The 20,741-nt window shown below is 45.7% G+C and carries 25 protein-coding genes and 1 pseudogene; 19 read left to right on the plus strand and 7 right to left on the minus strand.

Features of this window, described 5'->3' with window-relative positions; genetic code table 11:
- Positions 1 to 56: 56 nt before the first annotated feature.
- The 6 genes from LCM29_RS13835 (at position 57) to LCM29_RS13860 (ending at position 5,958) form a co-directional block, all read left to right on the plus strand.
- Positions 57 to 2,162, plus strand: a complete 2,106-nt coding sequence (locus LCM29_RS13835) for a Piwi domain-containing protein (RefSeq protein WP_224863494.1) — start codon at positions 57 to 59, stop codon at positions 2,160 to 2,162.
- Between the two features lie 110 nt (positions 2,163 to 2,272).
- Positions 2,273 to 2,695: a hypothetical protein gene (locus LCM29_RS13840; RefSeq protein ID WP_224863496.1), complete on the plus strand. Its 423-nt coding sequence runs from the start codon at positions 2,273 to 2,275 to the stop codon at positions 2,693 to 2,695.
- Positions 2,696 to 2,846: 151 nt separating this feature from the next.
- Positions 2,847 to 3,785, plus strand: a complete 939-nt coding sequence (locus LCM29_RS13845; RefSeq protein ID WP_224863498.1) for a sugar-binding transcriptional regulator — start codon at positions 2,847 to 2,849, stop codon at positions 3,783 to 3,785.
- Between the two features lie 13 nt (positions 3,786 to 3,798).
- Positions 3,799 to 4,488 (plus strand): ribose 5-phosphate isomerase A, encoded by a 690-nt coding sequence (gene rpiA, locus LCM29_RS13850; protein ID WP_224863500.1) that lies wholly within the window; start codon positions 3,799 to 3,801, stop codon positions 4,486 to 4,488.
- Positions 4,485 to 5,453 carry a Gfo/Idh/MocA family protein gene (locus LCM29_RS13855; protein WP_224863502.1) on the plus strand — a complete coding sequence of 323 codons (969 nt, stop codon included), beginning with the start codon at positions 4,485 to 4,487 and terminating at the stop codon, positions 5,451 to 5,453. The genes rpiA and LCM29_RS13855 overlap by 4 nt, the downstream gene beginning before the upstream one ends.
- Positions 5,437 to 5,958: a VOC family protein gene (locus LCM29_RS13860; protein WP_224863505.1), complete on the plus strand. Its 522-nt coding sequence runs from the start codon at positions 5,437 to 5,439 to the stop codon at positions 5,956 to 5,958. Before LCM29_RS13855 ends, LCM29_RS13860 begins: the two co-directional genes overlap by 17 nt.
- Positions 5,959 to 6,000: 42 nt before the next feature.
- On the opposite strand, the gene LCM29_RS13865 is transcribed toward LCM29_RS13860, so the two are convergent.
- The 3 genes from LCM29_RS13865 to LCM29_RS15280 all read right to left on the minus strand — a co-directional run bounded on the left by LCM29_RS13865 (position 6,001) and on the right by LCM29_RS15280 (position 8,664).
- Positions 6,001 to 6,708, minus strand: coding sequence for an ABC transporter permease (locus LCM29_RS13865; RefSeq protein WP_224863507.1), 708 nt, complete (start codon positions 6,706 to 6,708; stop codon positions 6,001 to 6,003).
- Positions 6,705 to 7,553 (minus strand): ABC transporter ATP-binding protein, encoded by an 849-nt coding sequence (locus LCM29_RS13870; protein ID WP_224863509.1) that lies wholly within the window; start codon positions 7,551 to 7,553, stop codon positions 6,705 to 6,707. Before LCM29_RS13870 ends, LCM29_RS13865 begins: the two co-directional genes overlap by 4 nt.
- A gap of 130 nt (positions 7,554 to 7,683) precedes the next feature.
- Positions 7,684 to 8,664, minus strand: a complete 981-nt coding sequence (locus LCM29_RS15280; protein WP_224863511.1) for a LytTR family transcriptional regulator DNA-binding domain-containing protein — start codon at positions 8,662 to 8,664, stop codon at positions 7,684 to 7,686.
- Between the two features lie 132 nt (positions 8,665 to 8,796).
- Between LCM29_RS15280 and LCM29_RS13880 the strand changes: the two genes are divergently transcribed.
- Genes LCM29_RS13880 through LCM29_RS13890 form a run of 3 tightly spaced genes read left to right on the plus strand, consistent with a single transcriptional unit; the run spans position 8,797 to position 10,957 of the window.
- A complete protein-coding gene (locus tag LCM29_RS13880) occupies positions 8,797 to 10,440 on the plus strand; it encodes a DUF2075 domain-containing protein (protein WP_224863513.1) in 1,644 nt (547 codons plus the stop codon).
- A 2-nt stretch (positions 10,441 to 10,442) separates the two neighbouring features.
- Positions 10,443 to 10,763: a nucleotide pyrophosphohydrolase gene (locus LCM29_RS13885; RefSeq protein ID WP_224863515.1), complete on the plus strand. Its 321-nt coding sequence runs from the start codon at positions 10,443 to 10,445 to the stop codon at positions 10,761 to 10,763.
- Entirely contained in the window at positions 10,760 to 10,957 is a 198-nt protein-coding gene (locus LCM29_RS13890) for a hypothetical protein (protein ID WP_224863517.1), read from the plus strand. The genes LCM29_RS13885 and LCM29_RS13890 overlap by 4 nt, the downstream gene beginning before the upstream one ends.
- A gap of 4 nt (positions 10,958 to 10,961) precedes the next feature.
- On the opposite strand, the gene LCM29_RS13895 is transcribed toward LCM29_RS13890, so the two are convergent.
- A complete protein-coding gene (locus LCM29_RS13895) occupies positions 10,962 to 11,405 on the minus strand; it encodes a DUF4279 domain-containing protein (protein ID WP_224863519.1) in 444 nt (147 codons plus the stop codon).
- 79 nt (positions 11,406 to 11,484) lie between these two features.
- On the opposite strand from LCM29_RS13895, the gene LCM29_RS13900 reads away from it, so the two are divergent.
- Together LCM29_RS13900 and LCM29_RS13905 are read left to right on the plus strand one after the other, a co-directional pair.
- Complete coding sequence (locus LCM29_RS13900; protein ID WP_224863521.1) at positions 11,485 to 11,952, plus strand: hypothetical protein; 468 nt, start codon at positions 11,485 to 11,487, stop codon at positions 11,950 to 11,952.
- Between the two features lie 131 nt (positions 11,953 to 12,083).
- Positions 12,084 to 13,277 carry an MFS transporter gene (locus tag LCM29_RS13905; RefSeq protein ID WP_224863523.1) on the plus strand — a complete coding sequence of 398 codons (1,194 nt, stop codon included), beginning with the start codon at positions 12,084 to 12,086 and terminating at the stop codon, positions 13,275 to 13,277.
- Positions 13,278 to 13,296: 19 nt separating this feature from the next.
- On the opposite strand, the gene LCM29_RS13910 is transcribed toward LCM29_RS13905, so the two are convergent.
- A complete protein-coding gene (locus LCM29_RS13910) occupies positions 13,297 to 13,878 on the minus strand; it encodes a cysteine hydrolase family protein (RefSeq protein ID WP_224863525.1) in 582 nt (193 codons plus the stop codon).
- 145 nt (positions 13,879 to 14,023) lie between these two features.
- On the opposite strand from LCM29_RS13910, the gene LCM29_RS13915 reads away from it, so the two are divergent.
- Entirely contained in the window at positions 14,024 to 14,446 is a 423-nt protein-coding gene (locus LCM29_RS13915) for an Lrp/AsnC family transcriptional regulator (RefSeq protein ID WP_224863527.1), read from the plus strand.
- 87 nt (positions 14,447 to 14,533) lie between these two features.
- Positions 14,534 to 15,178 carry a DUF3841 domain-containing protein gene (locus LCM29_RS13920; RefSeq protein ID WP_224863529.1) on the plus strand — a complete coding sequence of 215 codons (645 nt, stop codon included), beginning with the start codon at positions 14,534 to 14,536 and terminating at the stop codon, positions 15,176 to 15,178.
- Between the two features lie 25 nt (positions 15,179 to 15,203).
- Here LCM29_RS13920 and LCM29_RS13925 read toward each other — a convergent pair whose 3' ends face one another.
- Positions 15,204 to 15,428, minus strand: coding sequence for a hypothetical protein (locus LCM29_RS13925; RefSeq protein WP_224863531.1), 225 nt, complete (start codon positions 15,426 to 15,428; stop codon positions 15,204 to 15,206).
- 127 nt (positions 15,429 to 15,555) lie between these two features.
- On the opposite strand from LCM29_RS13925, the gene LCM29_RS13930 reads away from it, so the two are divergent.
- Together LCM29_RS13930 and LCM29_RS13935 are read left to right on the plus strand one after the other, a co-directional pair.
- A complete protein-coding gene (locus LCM29_RS13930; protein ID WP_224863533.1) occupies positions 15,556 to 16,092 on the plus strand; it encodes a DUF3841 domain-containing protein in 537 nt (178 codons plus the stop codon).
- Positions 16,089 to 16,832, plus strand: coding sequence for a nucleotidyltransferase domain-containing protein (locus LCM29_RS13935; RefSeq protein ID WP_224863535.1), 744 nt, complete (start codon positions 16,089 to 16,091; stop codon positions 16,830 to 16,832). The genes LCM29_RS13930 and LCM29_RS13935 overlap by 4 nt, the downstream gene beginning before the upstream one ends.
- Here LCM29_RS13935 and LCM29_RS13940 read toward each other — a convergent pair.
- The gene (locus LCM29_RS13940; RefSeq protein WP_224863537.1) at positions 16,829 to 17,113 is read right to left on the minus strand and encodes a hypothetical protein; all 285 of its coding nucleotides are present in this window, start codon (positions 17,111 to 17,113) and stop codon (positions 16,829 to 16,831) included. The two genes, LCM29_RS13935 and LCM29_RS13940, sit on opposite strands and share 4 nt — an antisense overlap.
- A 64-nt stretch (positions 17,114 to 17,177) precedes the next feature.
- Between LCM29_RS13940 and LCM29_RS13945 the strand changes: the two are divergent.
- The 4 genes and pseudogenes from LCM29_RS13945 to LCM29_RS13960 form a co-directional block, all read left to right on the plus strand.
- Positions 17,178 to 18,236: pseudogene (locus LCM29_RS13945) on the plus strand (flavin monoamine oxidase family protein); the annotation flags it as partial.
- A gap of 111 nt (positions 18,237 to 18,347) precedes the next feature.
- Positions 18,348 to 19,085: an IclR family transcriptional regulator gene (locus tag LCM29_RS13950; RefSeq protein ID WP_214876758.1), complete on the plus strand. Its 738-nt coding sequence runs from the start codon at positions 18,348 to 18,350 to the stop codon at positions 19,083 to 19,085.
- 17 nt (positions 19,086 to 19,102) lie between these two features.
- On the plus strand, positions 19,103 to 20,278 hold the full coding sequence (locus LCM29_RS13955; protein ID WP_224863542.1) for an MFS transporter: 1,176 nt from the start codon (positions 19,103 to 19,105) through the stop codon (positions 20,276 to 20,278).
- The gene (locus LCM29_RS13960) at positions 20,278 to 20,739 is read left to right on the plus strand and encodes a heme-binding protein (protein WP_224863543.1); all 462 of its coding nucleotides are present in this window, start codon (positions 20,278 to 20,280) and stop codon (positions 20,737 to 20,739) included. Before LCM29_RS13955 ends, LCM29_RS13960 begins: the two co-directional genes overlap by 1 nt.
- Positions 20,740 to 20,741 lie beyond the last annotated feature (2 nt).

The raw sequence follows: 20,741 nt of genomic DNA on the forward strand, positions 1-20,741 counted from the left end.
AGGAAATCCGTTATAGTGGATGCAAGAATTGAACAACGGGGAAGGATGAGGGAAAGATGAACCAGTATTATTTAACAGAATGGCGAGCGTTAACGAAAGCAACGGAAGTGCTACTTCATATCTATACCGTACCGCTCAAAGACCCATCATCGCGAAATACACAGGGTGGAAAGTTGATTTTTCACTTGAATAAATTGAACAATTTTCAACCGATGGTGTTTTTTGATCAGTACATTGCTTCATTTGAGGAAATCAAACAATGGGGAGACGAGACGTTTCTTCAATATGAGGCGCGTCCAATTAGTCCTTCACTGAATGTCGAGAGAACATTAATTGAACGTCTGTTGAAAAAACAGTTGGAGCGATTGGCTCATCCAGATTACATGATGAACCGAGGAAAGTTCCGCTCGAAACAGGCGCATCCAAAGTCTACAAGTGGGTTGCTCATTTATCCGGCATTAGATCTCAATGTGAATGTATCTGAGACGGCTGAAATTGTATTCGGATTCAATTTGACTCATCAGTTTGAATACCGTGAAAACTTATTGCAGCAGATCAAGCGTGATCCGAAATCCGTATCTGCGGGGATGCGTGTCATGGATTCGACTCATCCGAAGTCGTATGAGTACGAATTTGTAGAGGTCGCGCCATATCGAGCGAACGAAGTGAGTCCGATTATGAAGTGTTCCATTATTGATTATTTCACAAAGAAAGACCCGAAGCGTATAATTGCGCCAGATGCGCTCGTCGTTCATGTTAAAGATCGAAACAATCACATTCTTCCATACTTACCTGAACAGCTTAAACAAAGTTGTTCATTTGAGACGATCCCCACTCATCAATTCGGTGCAGTCAATCGGATCATCAAACTGTCGCCTGAAGAGCGGATGTCGAAACTTATGCCGGAAGCGCTTAAGTTGATTGGTCGTCTTCCAATGCTTCAGTTTGAGCGACAAGATGTACGGGCGGCTCGTCTTGGTTACTCAATTCAAACGTTGCCTTCGCCACGTCTTCAATTTGGTAAAGGGAAGACTACGAGTTATGCAAAAACTGGTCTAAATCAAGGCGGTGTGTTTGAAACAGGAGAAGCGACTGTCAGTTTCTTTGTCGACCCGAAATTACGAGATCATCAAAAACGGCAAGTCATAGAGTTTATCAATAAACTAAAAACTACCTCTGAGCGCTTTGGGGTGACCCTCAATGTCTCGAATAAACCAAAAGGATTGAGCCAGAAACTACCTTCTGATTTATTGCAAGCAGAGGATGTTCTATATCAACTGAAGAGTGTCCCTCAACACTTTGAAGGTGTCGTCGTTGTCATCGCCGAGGAAGAATCGCTCCAGCATTCATATCAAGCCATCAAAAGACAGTTTGGTGGGAAACAGGATGTGGTGACGCAATGCGTCGAGCTACATGACCGTGTATTGAACTCTGAGGACACGCTATATAACATTCTACTCGGTATTTACGTGAAGGCCGGTCTACAACCTTGGATTCTTGGTGAGCCGCTCCATTCGGATTGTTTTGTCGGGTTAGACGTAAGCCATGAGAATGGTAAACATGCAGCAGGCATCATTCAAATCATTGGAAAAGACGGGGCGATGATCAAGCAGAAAGCACTCTCGACAAGTGAAGCAGGGGAGAAAATCAGTTCTGAGACGATGCGGGAAATTGTCTATGACACACTTCACGCGTTCGAAGAACAGTACGGATATGCGCCGAAGCATATCACGTTCCATCGAGATGGATTTGGTCGTGAAGATTTGACTCTTATTGATTCAATTCTATCTCCGCGTGAAATTCAATTCGACTACGTGGAAATTTTGAAGAATATCAATCGACGGATGGCGATTCATGAAGATGGGTGGAAAACTTCACAGGGACTCAGTTATACAAAAGAGCGCATGGGTTATCTCCTCACGACGAGTCCTCATATTCGTGTCGGGATGGCAAAACCACTCAAAGTCGTACAACAAACAACGACCTTGCCGTTCGAAGCCATTTTGACGGATGTCTATCGATTGTCGTTCATGCACGTCCACTCGCTATTGAAAACAAGACTGCCGATCACGACGCATTATGCAGATTTAAGTTCGACATTCCATAACCGTGGCTTGCTCAATGCGAATACAGAACATGAAGAGGCATTGCCCTTTGTATAACATGTAAAATTGAAAGGTGTCATACCGTTTTTTCAGTATCGCCGCTTGTCGAATATTGGGACCGATGCGTACCGTAACTTTGAATTGAGATCATACCAGGAGGTAGAGTGATGAGTGAAAAAGGAGAAATTGTTCAATCTGCAAAACAACTTATGGGAGATGAACATGAGATGAATGACATCCTTTTTCAACAATACGAAATGATATTGAAGCATACTCTAGACGTCATAAATGCCGTTAGCAACATGGGAGGAGTTGGCTCAAAATCGCAAGACAAAGTATACAATACGATTGATAGAGCGATTGATGTCTTTTCCGAGCAACTTAAAGAAGACAACCTATCAGATGAAACTAGAGACAAACTCAATGATCGTATTGAACGCATGGTAGATAAGTCATTTCAAAAAGATTCGGAGTTCAAGAAATGGATGGGGGCATCGATTGTAGCAGGAGTCAGTGGTGCCGCATTAGCATTAGCAAAAAGTCCAGAAGTGAGAAAAACACTGACTAATTTGCTGACGAAAAAAGACTGAGCGTCTTAAGTCTGATAAATACACGAAGTATATAACGAGAGCAGGAGCGACGATTCAATTCGTCGCTCTTTTCGGTTTCACCAAGTCAATCACATATCGATTTGCACATATGTTCATTTAGGTGTACATTTGTGCAAAGGGGTGTGACTGAATGTCAGAAGAACTGAAAAGGCTTTACGAAGTAGCGCACTTGTATTACGAACAGAATCAAACACAACACCAGATTGCAGAGACACTCGATGTCAATCGGGCCACGGTTAGTCGCATGTTAAAACGCATTCGGGAATTAGGAATCGTGAAGTTCCAAATCGATTATGATCGCTATCAATCGATTGACGTGGCAGCCCAACTGAAAGAGCGGTTTGGTCTAAAACATGTCATCCTTGTACCAGAAAAATCAGGACAACGCGAAGAGACGTTACAACGTATGGGGGAAGCGTGCGCAACATACGTCGAGTCGATGGTGACCGATGACGATGTGATCGGCTTTTCTTGGGGGACAGCACTCGCTGCCGTTGTGGAAGCATTCACACCGAAAGAAGCGTATTCAACTATCCAATGTGTGCCACTCATCGGTGGGCCGGACGGAAAGCTCGAAAGTCGTTTTCATGCGAACACATTAGCGTATGACGCCTCACGGAAATGGCGTGGACGATCTAAACTTATCGACGTTCCTGCTATTTTACCGAATGCTGCCATCAAACAAGCATTGACGCAGTCAACACATGCTCAGGAAGTCGTGGAGCTGTGGGGGCGGATGAACATCGCCCTCTTTGGAATCGGTTCGGCCCAATTGAACCAGGAATCCAACTGGTTGGCCTTCTATGGTCAAACGTTTACCGAGGAAATGAACGAACTCCAAATCATAGGAGATCTTTGCTCGCACTTCTATAATCAAAATGGAGAGACCGTGACCACTTCGTTATCGGATCGAACAGTCCATATTGAGCATCAACAACTCGCGAAGGTGCCGCTTAAAATCGGAGTGGCCTATGGAAGTGAGAAAGTAGAGGCGATTCGAGTTGCTGCCCAGTATCGGTTGATTGATGTCATCGTGACAACTGATTGCACGGCCCAACAACTGTTATAGGGGGAATGAACAGATGGATGTAAAAAAGAAGTGTGCTGAAGCCGCACTCCCTTGGATTGAATCGGGGATGACAATCGGTCTTGGGGGCGGCAGTACCATTCAACACCTCATCAATATGATTCATGCGAATGAACTGGACTTGACAATCGTGACGCCTTCTTTTGTCACACGACGTGCTTGTCTGGAAAAAGGGCTTCGGGTTGTTGAGACGGGGGATGTCTCGCTGATTGACCTTGCTTTTGACGGATGTGACCAAGTTGATACACGACACCACGCCTTAAAGAGTGGAGGCGGGATTCATACGGAAGAAAAACTCATTGCAACCATGGCGCAGCGGTATGTATTACTAGTGGATGATTCTAAATTTGTTGAACGATTAACGTTTAATCATCCGGTTGTCTTAGAGGTTCTTCCACAAGCATTCACTTATGTGAACCAAAAAATTCAAGAGTTCCCTTGGGTGACATCTCTACAAGTTCGTCAAAGTTTGAACAGTGACGGGGCCTTGGTGACCGTGAACGGAAACCGATTACTCGACGTGGTTGTCCATCCGTCTGAAGATCCGATTGAGGTGCACCACCAGTTATCTCAAGTGCGTGGCGTGGTTGATACGTCCTTGTTCACAGATGTCGTCACGCACGTCATCGTTGCATCGCATCACGATACAGTCGTCTATTCAACAGAAACGGGGGAAGTGAAATGAAGCGATGGGGAATCATTGGACCAGGTGCGATTGCTACAGAATTCGCTCAAGCACTCGCACAATCAGATGGTATTGCCTACGGGGTATGGGGACGAGATGTAGAAAAAGCCGAACAATTCGCGCAAGAATATGGTGTGAGATATGTGTACCAAACGTTAGATGAGATGTTGTCTTCACCTGACATCGACATCGTCTACGTGGCGACACCTCATCACCTCCATTATTCGATGATGGAACAAGCCATCGCACATGGAAAACATGTCCTTTGCGAAAAAGCCATCACACTAAACAGTGAAGAGCTGGAGAACATTAAACGTCTGGCTGATGATCAAGGGGTGATTGTGCTCGAAGCAATGACGATTTATCATATGCCGCTCTTTGAAGAGTTGAGACGGCGTGTTCAGGAAGGTGCAATCGGACGAGTCAATATGATTCATGTGACGTTCGGCAGTTATAAAGAAGATGATCCGTCTAACCGATTCTTCAATCCGGAATTGGCTGGGGGTGCGATGCTCGATATCGGAACGTACGCCTTATCGTTCGCTCGAAATTTCTTAGACGAAGAAGTAGTGGACGTGTTGACGACAATGGAGCCATACAAGACCGGGGTCGATGAACAATCAAGTACGATCCTTCGTACGGATTCTAATCAAATGGTGAACATTACCCTTGCGATGCGCACGAAGTTACCGAAGCAAGGCGTAGTCGCTGGAGAAGACGGGTACATTACCGTCAATTCGTTTCCTCGTGCAACGGAGGCGACCATCACGTATACGAAAGATGGCTCGGTTGAGACCGTTCAGCTCGGGGAGACGGAGAAGGCATTACGCTATGAAATCGACGCGATGCATCGTGTCATTTCTGGTGAATCTGACGAGACGCGACTTTATTCACGGGATGTCATGACGTGGATGGATCAGATCCGTCAACAATGGAAGGGGACTCATCATGAACAGAGGAATTGATCACATCGGAATGACGGTGCCTTCTATTGAGGAGGCAACTACTTTTTTGAAAGATGCGTTCCACGCTGAGATTTGCTACGACGTGCAACGTCCAGAAGATGAGCCGATGGAAGGGGAAGAAGCAGAGCAACAACTGGACTTACCAGACGGACAACAAATTCTCCATATGCGGCTGCTTCAAATCAAATCAGGACCGTCTATCGAGTTGTTTCAAGTCGCACAAGTAAATGAAACCGAACCGACAGGAATTTCATCGTACGGTTTACATCATTTCGCAATTTATGTGGATGATATGCAAGAGGCGGCTCAGCGCTTTGAACGTGCAGGTGGGCAGTTGTTGTCGAAACCGCATCCGTTAGCCGGTGTCGAAGACAATGGGAATAACCAAGGTGTATACGGGAAGGCACCGTGGGGATCACTCATTGAGCTGATTGCCTATCCGGATGGAATTGATTACCCTGCGTCGAGTGAACAGGAGCGTTGGACACCGGCGGAACATAAATGAGTGTATATGAAAAGAATCGCCCTTTCTCAGGCGATTCTTTTTTCAGTCCGTCTGTTTTCGGTTATACATCACGACGCTACCGACGAATGCGGCAAGCGCCCACACCGTAAGCAACCCGAGCTCTAGCCCGACGGTACCGAAGTTCGCACCGTCTTCCACTTGATGGGCCACATCAATCAAGAGTACGTTCGGTAAATACTCGAGCACTCCGATGATGGCGAAACGGTCTTGTAGTGGCAACAACATCGGTGAGAACGAGAAGAAAAAGAACGGCAACATGACAATCAATGAAGCTTCCATGACCGTCTTCGTCATCAAGCCGAACATCGTTCCGATCCCGATATAAAAGAATGTCGAGACGATGAGCGCCAGGGCGATCACAGACAGATTTTGCGGGGCATAGTCCATCAAAAATGCCGATCCGACAATGAGGATCATCGTCGTCACGAATGTGAGGGCGCTCTTCCCAAGCAAGATGTCGAGCGTGCCCGCGGGGGACAACATGAGCCCGCGAAGCGTGTTCTTCTCTTTCTCTTCGGCAATCAACGCACACTGTACAAAGATGGCGACGAGGCTGAACGTGATGTTGATGACGAAGTACGTGATGTCGACGCCACCGTCACCGATTCGCGAATAAAAGACAGCGAAGAAGAGGGGCATGATCAAGGTCGACGAGACAAACAAGTTTCGAGACAAATCTTTATAGTCTTTTTGGAAAATGGCGAGTGCACGTTTCATTGAAAAAGTCATGATAATTTCCTCCCTGTCACTTCGATAAAGATGTCGCCGAGTGTCGGCTCATTGGAGTGGATTGACGCGATATTTTTAGCGCGCATCTGTTTATGAAGCCAGTCTGCGCCTTCGTCAGTTTGTGTCACTTCATGCGTCTGGCCGTTGTTCAATTCGACTCGCATCGATCCAGTCGCATATTTCCTGCGCAATACGTTCGGAGCATCGAGTAATTGAATCGACCCTTGATGTAAAAAAGCGACACGGTCACACAGCTCTTCAGCTTCCTGCATATCGTGTGTCGTTAAAAAGATGGTCGTCCCGTTTGCCTTCAACCGTTCAATCCCTTTATAGATGTGTCGAGAATTGACCGGGTCGAGAGCCGATGTCGGTTCATCTAGAAACAGGAGCTCTGGCTCATGAAGAAGGGCGCGTGCGAGCGTCACCCGTTGCAACATTCCTCTAGAGAGTTTGTCGATGCGCTTCTTTCGTTCCCCGCTGAGATTGACCATGTTCAATACTTCATCAATCCGGGTCTTCGGTTCATCATATAGATCGCAATATAAACTGAGATTTTCCTCAATCGAAAGTCGTGTGTATAGACCACTGTTATCTGTCAACACGCCGATGCGTTTGCGGTACTGTTCTTGTTTCAAGTCAGCGACCGGCACACCGAAGACAGTTGCATCTCCAGATGTCTGTGCGAGCTGTGACGTCAGAATTTTAATCGTCGTCGTCTTTCCAGAACCACTCGGTCCCAAGAAGCCGAACACTTCCCCTTTTCCTACCGTAAACGTCACATCATGTAACGCTTCCTCGTTTCCAAACAATTTCTTCAATCCGTTCACTTGAATGATTGGTTCCATTCCGGTTCCTCCTTGTCGATATCATCTTTCTTGTCTCTATCGTATAAGGAATAAAAGGGGATCGCATTCAAATGGCGACAAATAGCGCTTATCAGGAGTTGAATGAAGCGATATGAGCTATGAATGGAGACTATTTGAGCCCCATCATCGTCTTCAATTCCGCCATTTTTGTCTTAGATAACGGAATCGTTGTCTTCTCTGAATCATCCAAGACGAGACTGAAGCTGTTTTTCGTATAGGTGATGACTTCGCGGACACGTTGTAAGTTCACGAGATATGACCGATGGCAGCGGAAGAAACCGTACGGGGTCAAACGCGTCTCGAGTTCGTTCATCGTGAAGACGCTCGGGAACTGATCCGATTGACTATGTAAAATCGATTGGCCGTCCTGGCTTTCGATGAAGTCGATTTCAGGAGGGTCAAGTAAGATGATTTTTTCGTTCACTTTCGTCGGGATCTTTTCGAAACGGACGTGGATGACCTCAGATGAGATTTCTGTCTCATCCGTTTCTTCTGGTTCCACGTCTAACAGGCGTAAGTGACGATGGTCGATCCGATAAACGATCGATGTCATGAAGAGCGCACTTTCCATGTTACTCGTCAACATGAGGACGGCTTTTTGTCTCGACGTCAATGTCTGTAGCGTATCGCGTAAAAGGTGACGTGTCTCTTGATCTACGTCTTGATCCGGTTCTTCAAACACATACAGGTCACGGTCCTGGAGAAGCATCGCAGCATACTGCGTGCGTCTGACAAGGGAGCGACTGAGACGATGGAGACGCTTCTTTCGATATGTGGTGAGTTGGAGACGCTCAATGACCGATTCGACCGAGTCGGATGAGTCATAAAGACGCTTAGTGAAGCATAAATATTCTTCAACGGTGAGTCGGTCGTATAAGCCGTCCCGGATAGAGAAGAGAGAAAACGTTGAAGCATGGTCGATGTTCCCGGTGTATGTCGAGATCTCCTGACTGATGAGACCGAAGATGATTTCCCGAGAAATGACGCCACAATGAATGGCGACCAACTCACCTGGTTGGATCGTAAATGAAATATTTTCGAGAATGAGTGTGTCTTGTTGACGAACCGAGACACTTTGGAAAGTAAGCACCGAATCCCTCCCTTTTTATTGGAATTATACCATTATCTGATTTAGAACTTGCAAAGTAGCAAGTAATCATCTAAAAGGCATTGTATGATAAAATGGATATAATTTGAAATTATAAGAGGGTAGGTTTGTTGTATGGTTAACGTCATTCCATTCACATTCGAAGAAAGTAGTCTACATAGCATTGATGATACAGAAACATATGTGAACTATCCGGTGATTTACATTTTGAACGGAGAGAAAGAAGCATACATTGGAGAAACGGTTCACTTTAAAAAGCGAATGAAGCAACATCTAAAGCTTAAACAAACAGAACGGAAACAACTGAGTCAAATTCATCTCGTCGATCATGATAAGTTCAACCGTTCAGCAACATTCCATCTCGAAACAAAGCTCATCAATTATTTTTTAGGAGATGAGAAGTATACGCTTCAGAATAAAAGTAAAACTGCGAACGACTTCACGCACAATTACTACAATAAAACTTATTACGACAACGAATTGTTTCCCGAACTCTGGGATGAATTACATCGTAAGGGACTTGTTCAAAATGAGCTTCACGCCATTGAAAACAAGGATATCTTCAAGCTGTCTCCGTTTAAAGAATTATCTGTCGAACAGTTAGATTTAAAAGAGAAGGTACTCGACTTTTGTGAAACGCAAATGTCGAAAGTAGACCCAAATGAAACATACGGAGATCTATATGTGATTGAAGGAGAAGCAGGTGTGGGAAAAAGTGTTGTCTTAAGCTCAATCTTTAATACAATCCAAGCTCGAACAAAAGACACCAATTCAACACTTCATCAGACAAAAAATTATTTGGTCGTTAATCATGAAGAGATGTTGAAGACCTATAAAGGAATCGCAAAGCAAGTGAAACATCTTAAAGCAGGGGACTTCACAAAACCGACGCCGTTATTGAATAAACTGAAAGATGAGAAAGTCGATATTATCTTTGTGGACGAAGCCCATTTGTTGCTGACGAAATCAGATGCCTATAACAACTTTCGGCAAGACAATCATCTCGAGGAATTGTTGAAGAAAGCCAAAATTGTCATTGCTATTTTTGATCAACATCAAGTATTGAAATTGAAGAGTCATTGGAATTCGCTAAAATTGGATGATTATAAAAAGAGAGCAAGGACGGTTGAGACCTATAAACTAACCAATCAATTCCGAATGCAAGCGGATGAAGATATGATGAACTGGGTCAATGCATTCAAAGAAAAACGAATCAATCCGTTGCCGAAATCGAAGCGATATGACTTACGAATATTTGAAACATTGGAGGAAATGCATCGTGCCATTATTCAACAAGACCGACAATACGGCTTGAGTCGTGTCGTTTCGACCTTTGATTTTTTACACAAAAAAGACGGAGACACTTATTATGTGTATGAATCGAACGGAGATTATAAAATGCCGTGGAATACGACCGGTGGAAAGACGACGTGGGCCGAAAAAGCAGAAACCATCGCCGAGGCCGGTTCCATCTACACGATTCAAGGATTCGATTTAAATTATGTAGGTGTCGTTTTAGGTCCATCCGTATCTTATGACGAGGAGCAGGAGTGTCTGGTGATTGATCCGAATTTATATAAAGACACAGGCGCATATGCTGGAGTCGAAGGAACTGAGAACGTCGATTCGGCAAAAGAACAGATCGTCTTGAACTCGATTAACATATTGATGAAGCGTGGCGTCAAAGGACTCTATCTATATGCGTCCGATGAATCGCTACGACGAAAATTATTGAAGCTACAAAGAGAGAGGGTATAAATATGAACGAAGTACAACGATTAATGGACGAGGTTATTAAGTTCCGAGATGAGCGCGATTGGGCGTTTCACCATAACCCGAAAGACTTGGCACTTTCCTTGTCGCTCGAGGCGAGTGAGTTACTTGAAGTATTCCAGTGGATCTCGAGTGAAGAAGCGCTTGAGACGAAAAAGACGGAGATGGAAGAGGAGCTTGCTGACGTGTTGATTTACGCGTTGACGTTCGCTCACGCTGCTGGAATCGATGTCTCGAAAGCAATTGAAGACAAGCTTGTGAAAAATGCAGTGAAGTATCCGATTTTGAGTGCGGAAGATTCACGATGAAGTCGAACCATCGATTACTATTCGTCATGTATCTTGGAGCAGGCATATTGAGTTTGGCTCTCTTTCTTGCGATTCCCTTATTCCACATAGAACGTTCGAACTGGATGAACGTCATGTTTCCGCTACTAACAATCATTTGGTTTGCGAATGCGTTTATACATTGGAAGCGGATGAAACGAATTCATGTAGAGTGATGCGTTAAGTTTCATCAAAAAAGTCATCTTCTTCGTAAGGATTCGCATACAAGTCAATATCAAACTCGGCTTGAATTCGGTGAGCAAACTGGATTGTATCCGTATCTATGACTAGCGCTGGAGCCTGTCCATCTTCAATCACGATGACGATGACAAATTTGGCTTGTAGATTTTCATATGTTTGATAGAGTTGGTCTAATATTAGTTCTTTCCCATTTAATGTTTCAATAATTTGTTTTAACTGATCGTTCACGTCAAATGAAGGTTGATAACCCGTACCAATCATCCATGCGGTAAAGGTAGATGGACGTTTAGAAGGTTCCCGTGTCTCGCCCAATTTATAGAATTCGGTTGGGGTTAAATCCAGTAGCCTTGTCACTTCATCAATCGAAAAATCATCACCGACAAGCTTGAAGTAGACATTTACTTCTGATTTTGTAGTAAACATTTCATTCCTTCTTTCATGCTTAATGATTATGTCCATAGTATCAGTAAAGGTGATATACACAGAAGGAGGGATTCTCTGGATGAATAGTGCTGAGCGATTTTCTCAACTTTACGCATCTGGAAAACGCTCGACCCGACTTGCAATTCAAGTGGGACTCTTGATTACTTTGAGCGGTGCCTTGTTTTACTGGAATGATCATCAGCGGTTAGCCGAAATCACTTGGTTCATCGTCTTATTTCCGGTCACGGCGTGTATCAAGATTGCCTTTCGGACGAATGTTCTTTTGACATTTAACGAAAGCGTGCGATATCGACGACTCGTCTGGTATGAGTGTGCTTTAGGTCTTGGAATGATTGTACTATTTACACTCATGAGTATGATAATTTTGTATCGAGAAGGGTACACTTCTGGATTGCTATTGTCTTGTAGTCTCGTTTTATTTGGAATCGTTGCATCCTCGAATCTTGACCGTAGATTGAAGAAAGTCGATGCGAGTCATGTGACCCATCGATTATACAGTCGGGGGAAAGTTGGTCATTTTGATTGAAAGCACTCGAAACATATTGGAAAAGGAGTAGACCATGTACCATTACTTGAACGATATATAACCTTGCATACGTGGACCGCCCTCTGATTTGTCTGTCATGACATCGACAAATCAAATGAGGAGCGGATAAGATGAATCGGAATATATTGGTTTTATTAGTAGTGCGTGTCATCGCGAACTTTGCGGATAGCTTTTATTTTTTGGCGTCGGTCTGGTATGTCAAAGAGACGACGGATGCCTCGGTTTGGATAGGTGTCACCACGTTTGCGGCAATGATACCAGTGGCATTCCAAGTACTTTATGGACCACTCATTGATCGTTATTCAAAAAAGAAGTTATTGCTCGTTGCCATGGCGGTCCAGGCGATGGTTTTGATTATTTTGGCGAGTTTATATGCAGTGGGGGAGTTAACTGTTGGAATTGTCATCGCCGGATTGTTCCTCGCAACGCTAGCGAGTGAGCTGAGTTATCCGACAGAATATGCACTCGTTCCAAAACTTGTACGAGAAGCGGACTTACAGAGAGTGAACGCATGGTTCACGTTCACACACCATAGTCTCGATTTGTTGTGTAATGCGATTGCGGGATTCTTGCTGACAATCATCGGTATCGGTCTCATGTTTACGAGTAACGCAGTTCTTTATCTCTTTTTGTTTGCGGTCATCGGTTTCTTCCTTCGAATCAGTGAGACGGTGACTCGTGAATCAGACGATGTGACGTATATGACTGATTTGAAAGTTGGGTTTCGATATGTTTGGAAACTCGGTACGTTTCGGACATTGATTGTTGCATTCACATGCCTTAACTTTATGGTGTCGATCTCACTTGGTGTACTCCCGATACTCGCTACGACTGAGAACATGTATGGCTTATGGCTTGCGGCGATTTCCGTAGGAACGTTACTTGGGAGCGGTCTGTCTACCCGTTACGGTGGTCGCTCATTGCGTTGGACTTTCGTTTTGGCGACAGGAATTGGAGGGTTTGCTTGGTGTGTATCTGCAATTTGGTTGAATCGAAACGTTGGCGTGACGTTGACCAGTTTTGGGATAGCTTGGATTGCAATCGGTATGATGGGCATTCAGTTTCAGACACTTCTTCAACGTCAAATTCAATCTGAATACCTAGGACGAACGTTGACGGTCGTTTATGCGCTTCAAGGAATGTTGGCCCCATTCGGCTATTTGTTTGGAGGAATGTTTGCGGACTGGATCAATCCCAATCTCCTGTATCTGATTGGAGCGTTGACGTTACTCGTTTCAAGTGTATATTTTAAGAAAAGTTCTTTTCTCACATCTCATGCTGCCCTTCGAGATCAAGCAGGATGACATCAAAGAAGTACAGCCTTCATGAGAAGGGCTGTACTTCTTTTTGTTGAATGAATTGGAGCATTGCATCCGTCGTTTGAATCGATGCAAATTCTTCATTCAAACTAGCGAGTGACACGTCATGGATGACCTCTGCGGGGATCCATGCCCCACTGATTGATTGACGGTCGAACGTCGCCGTCGCATCCGACACAACGATTGGATTAAATCCTAGGTTGCCTGCCATCCGTGCGGTCGTCTCGACACAATGGTTTGTGATTAATCCGGTGATGACAATCTGTGTCGCACCAAGTGCTTCGAGTCGCTCTTGTAAATCCGTTCCGATGAAGGCACTATTCACCTGTTTCGTCAGGATGACATCTTGTTCACGAGGTTGAATGAAGTCTTGGAACAAATGGCCATCTTTTTTGAAATAGAAGAGTGAGGTCGGAACGTTGGTGACGTGTTGGACGTAGATGATCGGTTGATTATGATTTTCCCAAGATTCAATCAATCGCGCGATGTTCTCTTCACATTGTGGATTGTTGCGGTTTCCCCAGCTTGGATCATGAAAGGCTTTTTGGACATCGATGATGAGTAATGGAACGACCGGTGTTTGCATGTGGATTCCCCCTTGAATTGGTTACTTCAAGTGTATGCAACGGAGGAATACAGATACATAGAGGTTTGACGGAAGTTTCAGCGAATGACTTAAGAAAGAACGGATTATGTACCGTTTCACTTTATTTTTGAAAGGTGAATGATAAATGGATGAAATTGACCGCCATGTTCTTGAATTGATGCAACAACAGGCCCGAATCTCGATGACCGAATTAGGACGACAGATTGGATTATCCACGCCCGCTACGACCGAACGGGTAAAGCGACTTGAAGAACGCGGAGTCATTACAGGCTATCGGGCCGTTATCAATCCCGAAAGGATGGACAAACACGTGACTGCATTCATCCTCTACGACACACATCGATGTGAGGCGTTCCGTGAATTTTGTCGTCAGCAGCCGTCTGTCATCGAGTGTCATCGCTTAGCCGGTCAGTATAGTTACCTCGTCAAAGTGGTGACGGAGAATGTACGCACTCTAGAGACGTTCATCGACGAATCAATGGGATACGGTCGTCCCTCGTCGTTGATTAATCTATCTTCACCTGTATCATTCAGACCCATCATATAATATAACCTGGTTATTTTTTTGTCGTAGTGCTTCTGCGTAAATTTTATAAACTAGCTGGAGACGAACGGTGGAAGGATGAAAAAGGCATTGGGAATTTATTATACATACCAGCATGAAGCAGCGTGGCGCCAGGCTTTAAAGAGGGGATATCTTGAAGCAAGTGGGGAACACGCATTGTTTATGGATCCTGACTATGATGATTTTAAAATATATTATGACTGGATGGTCGAGCAATACGAGAAGCGTACCGACATTTTGATGAATGGGAACTATCCCATTTGGTGTTGGGACGAGTTTCCCGATTTAGGCAGGGATGGACATATTGATCAAGGTGCGAAAGGAATTGTCTTGACGGTTGAGATTCCAGATGAAGCAGTATTGGCATCAGAGTTTCAATACTGGCATATCGTCTTGAACAATGGATATATTTTCGAAAGTTATGATGAGGAGAACGCTGATTATGACGACTCTCACTTTTCAAAAGAAGAGATCCGAAAATCATGGGAGCGTATTTTTGATCGTGCGTGGTGTGAGTCGACCGTAGCGAATCAACCTTCAGTCGGTTTGACATATCAGTATGTCACCCATCGTATCGAGCTTACGCAAGTGCGAGCGGTCATGCCATTTGTCGGGCGAGGTGACAACTGGTTGGATCGTGTAAAAGGGATGGGATGGCGGATTGGGTATAAGCTTGGTTTCATTCGGTCTAAACCGTTTGAATGGAAAGTGTGATCAGACGAAACGCAGCTAACTTAAGTCAGCTGCGTTTTGCGTTCGAATCTAGTTGCTGTTCGATGTGGTCGAGACGTTCAATCAATACTTGCATCTGCTTCGAGCGTTCACGTTCCATAAAGAGTTGCTCGTCTGCTCGTTTCTCAGAACGTGCCACGACATTGCGAATCCACAAGATACCGATGATTAGTACTACGATCGGTAAAATCTCGAAAATGAGTCCGAATAATGAAATCATCATAACGTTCATTAAAAATCCCCCCCTATTTTACATCTTTATTATACTTCCAAATCCATCCAAATGGAAAGGTTAGCGGTAGCGTTGAAGGATTTATTCTCGATACAATGAAAATAAAAGAAGGAAAGGGGTTGAGAAAGTGGCAATCTATTATACATATCAACATGCAGGTGCGTGGGAAGCCGCTAAGAAGAATGGCTTTTTATTCGGTGACCCGAACTACGGCATGTGTAAAGATGAGGAAGATGCCAATCATCGATCTGCCTACGATTGGCTGGCTGACCAATATGAGAAGCGTACGAAACGATTACTGAATGGGAATGATCCCGTTTGGCTTAGTGATACCCCACCAAACGTCACGCGTGGTGGTTTTCTAGAGGCAGGGGAACCGGGTGTCGTATTGACCGTCGAGCTACCTGATGAGGCCGTGTTAGAACTGGAAGCAGGGTATTGGGTGTTCGCGTTAAATCGATGGTTCCTCTCTTTTGAAGACCGTGAGGCAGAGAACGAGGAAGAGCTGCGTACATCGTGGGAGAAGATGTTCGACCGTGAATGGTGTGAAGCAATCGTTGAGGAGTATCCTGAAACGAATACGAAATATTACTACATCGTCGACCAGATTCATCTTCACCAAGTGCTTGATGTCCAATCGTTCGTCGAACAAGGTGTGTCATGAACAAGCCAACCCGACTTGGTACGGACGAGGCGGGGTACGTCATCAACCAGACGTCCATCCGTCATATACAGCCTGACTTTGAAACCGTTCTTTTTAAAGCAATCGAAATGGTGAAAGAAGCATTCGATGAACAGCTACATAGCATATACCTATACGGAAGTATCGGTCGCGGGACGGCCGTTGCTGGTGAATCGGATCTCGATTTGACGGTGCTTGTGCATGAGGACATCGATGCGACGGAATTGGTAGAACAGACGGAGCAATTACTAACGGAACATCGGGAAGTCATTAAAATCGACTACGATATCGGTCGTCTGGATGTGGCACTAAATCCGGCGAACCGTTTTGAATGGGGCTTTTGGATAAGGCATCTCTGTACGTGTGTTTACGGGGAAGATGTTTCAACTCAATTCCCACTCATGAAGCCGGACGCTCGTGTAAGTGAGGCATTGAACCAGGATTTAGTTTCCGCCATTGAAACAGCTAAGTCCAAATTACTTCGTGGACAGATGTCTCATCTGGAGAAGCGCTCCATCGTGAAGCGTGTCATTCGAGGTTGGTATTTGACCATTAACGTGAAGGACAAGAGTTTTGCGACGACCGTAGACGAATGCTTGAAAATTTTGAGACTTTACTACCCAGACGATCAGAGGATAGAAAAAGGGGAGAAGTTATTGATGCAGAATGAGATTTCTAATCAACAGCTTCTAGACTATTTGAATGAAATAGATTGGACTTAACGATATCGCTCCTCGATTGGGATATATCCGTTTGGTCGTCTTCGCTTTACGTCCGTCTCAAAGTAGAGTTGGGGCGTGTATAGAGCGCTCATTACGTAAAGGACGATAACAGACTCGACTAAAATCGACCATTGAATGAAATCGAATAAAAATAGAAACCATATAGAGTGTGAAACGAGACACATCGCCCAAGTCATCCCATTCTCTGTCCGAATAAATCGGTACAGGATGCGCATCAATACGATATAAGGGAAGTAGAGATAATAGAACATATTTTTCAATTGATGTCGTCCTTTCTAGAACAGATCCAATCATCTAACTCAGTATAATCGAGGAGAGACGGACGACAAAGGAGAATTTACAATGAAATCAATCGCCATCATCGGAGCTGGTGTCAGTGGGCTTTATGCCGCGAGCGAGCTTCATCAAAAAAGATATGACGTCACGGTCTTCGAGGCACGTGACCGAGTTGGTGGACGCATCTTCACGAAGGAAGGCTTTGACCTCGGTCCGACATGGTATTGGCCGGATACGGAGAAGACCATCTCGGAACTCGTGGATACACTCGGACTCGAGTCTTTCCTTCAACATACGACAGGACAAATGGTGCTCGAACGCCAGACGACGACTGCGCCTGAACGACATGTGCTGCCGGAGGAAAGCATCGTCCGATCGAAACGTTTAGTCGGCGGGATGACGAGTTTAGTGGAAGCATTATACGCAAAGTTACCCGAGGATATCGTTCGGATTGGGCATCGCCTCACATCCATCGACCGACAGTCAGACCGAGTTCAATTGACGTTCCAAAATGGGTCGGTGCATCACACGGACGAAGTGATTCTTGCACTTCCTCCACGCCTTGTCACCAATCTAACAATTGAGCCTGAATTATCAGCTTCAACGCGAAATGCGCTCAAGACGACACCAACTTGGATGGCGTCTCAGGCGAAGGCACTGATCCTATACGAGACACCGTTCTGGCGAGAAGAGGGTCTGTCTGGATTTGGGATGAGCTGGGTCGGTCCGCTCCAAGAGATTCATGACGCCTCGCAGATTGATGGTCAAGGCGCGCTATTCGGATTCTTCCGTCTGTCACCGGATGAACGTAAAGCGTTGGGAGAAGGACAAGTGAAGACACGTGTCATTGAGCAACTGGAGAAGTTATACGGTCCGAAAGCGAATGACTTCTTGCGATTTCACTATATGGACTGGTCGACAGAATCAGAGACAGCAACTTCTGACGACCTCATGCCGCTCACGGCATTCCCGGCTTACGGTCCAATCGAACTCGGTGACCATCTCCATTTGATCGGTTCGGAGATGGATGCACAGTTCGGGGGACATATCGAAGGGGCATTACGGTCGGCAGAGCGGATTGTAAAACAATTCAACATAGAAGATTAATCAAGTCTGTCACCGTGTGTGACAGGCTTGTTTCATATATCGAAACTTTTTTGGGTATCTTTGAAGTAACAATACATTCTGCTTATGATAAGCGACATGAGGTGATTCAACATGGAAGCATACATGGTGACCACACTGCAAAAAGGACTACATTTGATTGATTTGATTCGGGTGAATGAATCGATGACATTGACCGAGCTGATGCGAGCATCAGGCTATAACAAGACGACGACGTTCCGTCTCCTGTATACGCTCGAGCAGTTGAACTATGTGGAGAAAACGGAAGACGGCTATCGCCTCGGTGACAAGCTCGAATCGGTCGAAGCGCCGATTGATACGGTGACGAACTGGTATACCGTGCCACCGCTCCAACAGTTGAGTGAAGAAACTGGCGAAACGGTATATGTCGCCATCTTGCATGGCACAAACGTCGTCAATACACAGGTCGTGGACGGAACGCATTCGATTCGAAGTCACACGGAAGTCGGAGAACGTTCGCCGGCGCATCAAAGCGCGCTCGGAAAAGCGATTCTCGCTTTCTTGGACGAGTCGTCGTTACAGCGTGTCATGACGGAACTCGAACTCGTTCAAAAGACGGCGCACACGTTCGTCGATCGTCAGTTGTTGACCTATCATCTTCATGCCATCCATGAACAAGGGTACGCAGTCGATGATGAAGAAGCCGAAATCGGACTGCGTTGTATCGCGGTCCCGATTATGCGTGACGGTCATGTCATCGCCGCACTCGCCATCTCGGGTCCGAGTTCACGGTTGACGAAAAAGCGTGACCGTCAGCTCAGTAAAGTCCTTCAGCAGTATAGTCAAGCCATCACCTCCTTCATTCAATAATTCAGGAGGAATTCATTATGACGAAACAGATGTACCGCGCCTTGTTCGCGTTGGCCATCAGTGCCTTCGCCATTGGGACGACCGAGTTTGTCATCGTCGGTCTGCTCGAGACGGTCGCGGATGATTTAGCCATCTCGTTGACAACGGCTGGAAGTCTCGTCTCCGGTTACGCACTCGCATTGGCCATCGGGACACCGATTTTAGCGGTCGTCTTCAGCGGGATGAACAAAAAACGCTTGCTCGTTTGGTTAATGGTCGTGTTCACGATTGGGAATGCCCTTGGGGTCATCGCACCAACCTATGAATGGTTGATGGTGTCTCGTGTCGTGACTGCTGTCGCACACGGATTATTCTTCGCCATGGCGACGATTGTGGCGACACGAATCGTTCCACCCACGAAGCAAGGGACTGCCGTCTCCATCATGTTCACAGGTCTCACGGTCGCAACGATTTTAGGCGTTCCGCTCGGGACTTGGGTCGGTCAGTCGTTCGGTTGGCGCACCACGTTCGGTGTCGTCGCTGCGCTCGGTGTGATTGGATTAATTGCGATTCTCACATCGGTGCAACAAGACAAGCAGCAGACCGAAGAAAAGACAACCCTTCGTGATATCGGAGCGCTTGTGAAGAATCCTCATATATTAGGAGCACTCACGATGACGATCCTCGGGTTCGGGGCGACGTTCGTCCTGTTCACGTATATGGCACCAATCTTATCGGGTGTCAGTGGATATGCGGGCTCGAGCATCACGTGGATTCTATTACTATACGGCGTGTTTGTCGCTATCGGGAATATCATCGGAGGACGAATCGCAGACAAGGAGCCGCTCAAAGGCTTACGTTTCGTCTTTCTTGCTCAAGCAGTCATTTTAGCGCTGCAATACGTCCTATTACCGGAGAAATTCTTGGCGCTTGTTGCCATTTCACTTCTCGGACTCGTAGCGTTCATGATGTCAGCCGGTGTACAGACACACATCGTCCAGCTCGCGGAACGATACGTCCCGTCGGCGAAAGGAATGGCATCGGCATTAAACATTTCGGCATTCAATATTGGGATCGCCCTCGGTTCGACGCTCGGTAGTGTCGTCCTCGCCGTCTCAGACGTATTGAATACCGCCTTTGTCGGAGCAGGGATGGCGTTACTCGCGTCACTTCTTGCGATGGTCAGTTACAACAAACAAAAGGAGAGATTATGATGAATACAACACAACTTCAAGCACAAGAGGAACAATTGACACTTTCGACGTTCGGTCACGAAGAGGCACTCCAACTCGGTCAGACGATCATCGATTTGGCGAAAGAGGACGGGGTGAACGTCGCCGTTCATATTGAAAAGAACCGTATCCCGGTCTTCACGCATTTGATGGAAGGAACGACAGAAGAGAATTACATGTGGTTGTTCCGGAAGAAACGGGTGACGGACCACTATCAACGTAGCTCGCACTTCATCGCGAAACGTTTTGAGGAGTCGGGTCTTTCACACGATACAAATTCACTGTTACCAGCGAACGATTATCAGGCCATCGGAGGAACGCTTCCGATCCGCGTGAACGGTGCCGGGATGATTGGTACGGTGACAGTCGCAGGCTTAACACCAGAGCTCGATCATGAGTATGCGGTTAGAGGACTTGTGCGATATAAAAATAAGATGAACTAAAA

Origin of the sequence: Exiguobacterium aestuarii (assembly GCF_020171655.1) — a bacterium.
GTDB lineage: Bacteria > Bacillota > Bacilli > Exiguobacteriales > Exiguobacteriaceae > Exiguobacterium > Exiguobacterium aestuarii_A.

Coding starts and splice junctions, on each gene's coding strand:
- LCM29_RS13835 (WP_224863494.1), top strand. CDS start 57: ATGAACCAGTATTATTTAACAGAATGGCGAGCGTTAACGAAAGCAACG.
- LCM29_RS13840 (WP_224863496.1), top strand. CDS start 2,273: ATGAGTGAAAAAGGAGAAATTGTTCAATCTGCAAAACAACTTATGGGA.
- LCM29_RS13845 (WP_224863498.1), top strand. CDS start 2,847: ATGTCAGAAGAACTGAAAAGGCTTTACGAAGTAGCGCACTTGTATTAC.
- rpiA (WP_224863500.1), top strand. CDS start 3,799: ATGGATGTAAAAAAGAAGTGTGCTGAAGCCGCACTCCCTTGGATTGAA.
- LCM29_RS13855 (WP_224863502.1), top strand. CDS start 4,485: ATGAAGCGATGGGGAATCATTGGACCAGGTGCGATTGCTACAGAATTC.
- LCM29_RS13860 (WP_224863505.1), top strand. CDS start 5,437: ATGAACAGAGGAATTGATCACATCGGAATGACGGTGCCTTCTATTGAG.
- LCM29_RS13865 (WP_224863507.1), bottom strand. CDS start 6,708: ATGACTTTTTCAATGAAACGTGCACTCGCCATTTTCCAAAAAGACTAT.
- LCM29_RS13870 (WP_224863509.1), bottom strand. CDS start 7,553: ATGGAACCAATCATTCAAGTGAACGGATTGAAGAAATTGTTTGGAAAC.
- LCM29_RS13880 (WP_224863513.1), top strand. CDS start 8,797: ATGGTTAACGTCATTCCATTCACATTCGAAGAAAGTAGTCTACATAGC.
- LCM29_RS13885 (WP_224863515.1), top strand. CDS start 10,443: ATGAACGAAGTACAACGATTAATGGACGAGGTTATTAAGTTCCGAGAT.
- LCM29_RS13890 (WP_224863517.1), top strand. CDS start 10,760: ATGAAGTCGAACCATCGATTACTATTCGTCATGTATCTTGGAGCAGGC.
- LCM29_RS13895 (WP_224863519.1), bottom strand. CDS start 11,405: ATGTTTACTACAAAATCAGAAGTAAATGTCTACTTCAAGCTTGTCGGT.
- LCM29_RS13900 (WP_224863521.1), top strand. CDS start 11,485: ATGAATAGTGCTGAGCGATTTTCTCAACTTTACGCATCTGGAAAACGC.
- LCM29_RS13905 (WP_224863523.1), top strand. CDS start 12,084: ATGAATCGGAATATATTGGTTTTATTAGTAGTGCGTGTCATCGCGAAC.
- LCM29_RS13910 (WP_224863525.1), bottom strand. CDS start 13,878: ATGCAAACACCGGTCGTTCCATTACTCATCATCGATGTCCAAAAAGCC.
- LCM29_RS13915 (WP_224863527.1), top strand. CDS start 14,024: ATGGATGAAATTGACCGCCATGTTCTTGAATTGATGCAACAACAGGCC.
- LCM29_RS13925 (WP_224863531.1), bottom strand. CDS start 15,428: ATGAACGTTATGATGATTTCATTATTCGGACTCATTTTCGAGATTTTA.
- LCM29_RS13935 (WP_224863535.1), top strand. CDS start 16,089: ATGAACAAGCCAACCCGACTTGGTACGGACGAGGCGGGGTACGTCATC.
- LCM29_RS13950 (WP_214876758.1), top strand. CDS start 18,348: ATGGAAGCATACATGGTGACCACACTGCAAAAAGGACTACATTTGATT.
- LCM29_RS13955 (WP_224863542.1), top strand. CDS start 19,103: ATGACGAAACAGATGTACCGCGCCTTGTTCGCGTTGGCCATCAGTGCC.
- LCM29_RS13960 (WP_224863543.1), top strand. CDS start 20,278: ATGAATACAACACAACTTCAAGCACAAGAGGAACAATTGACACTTTCG.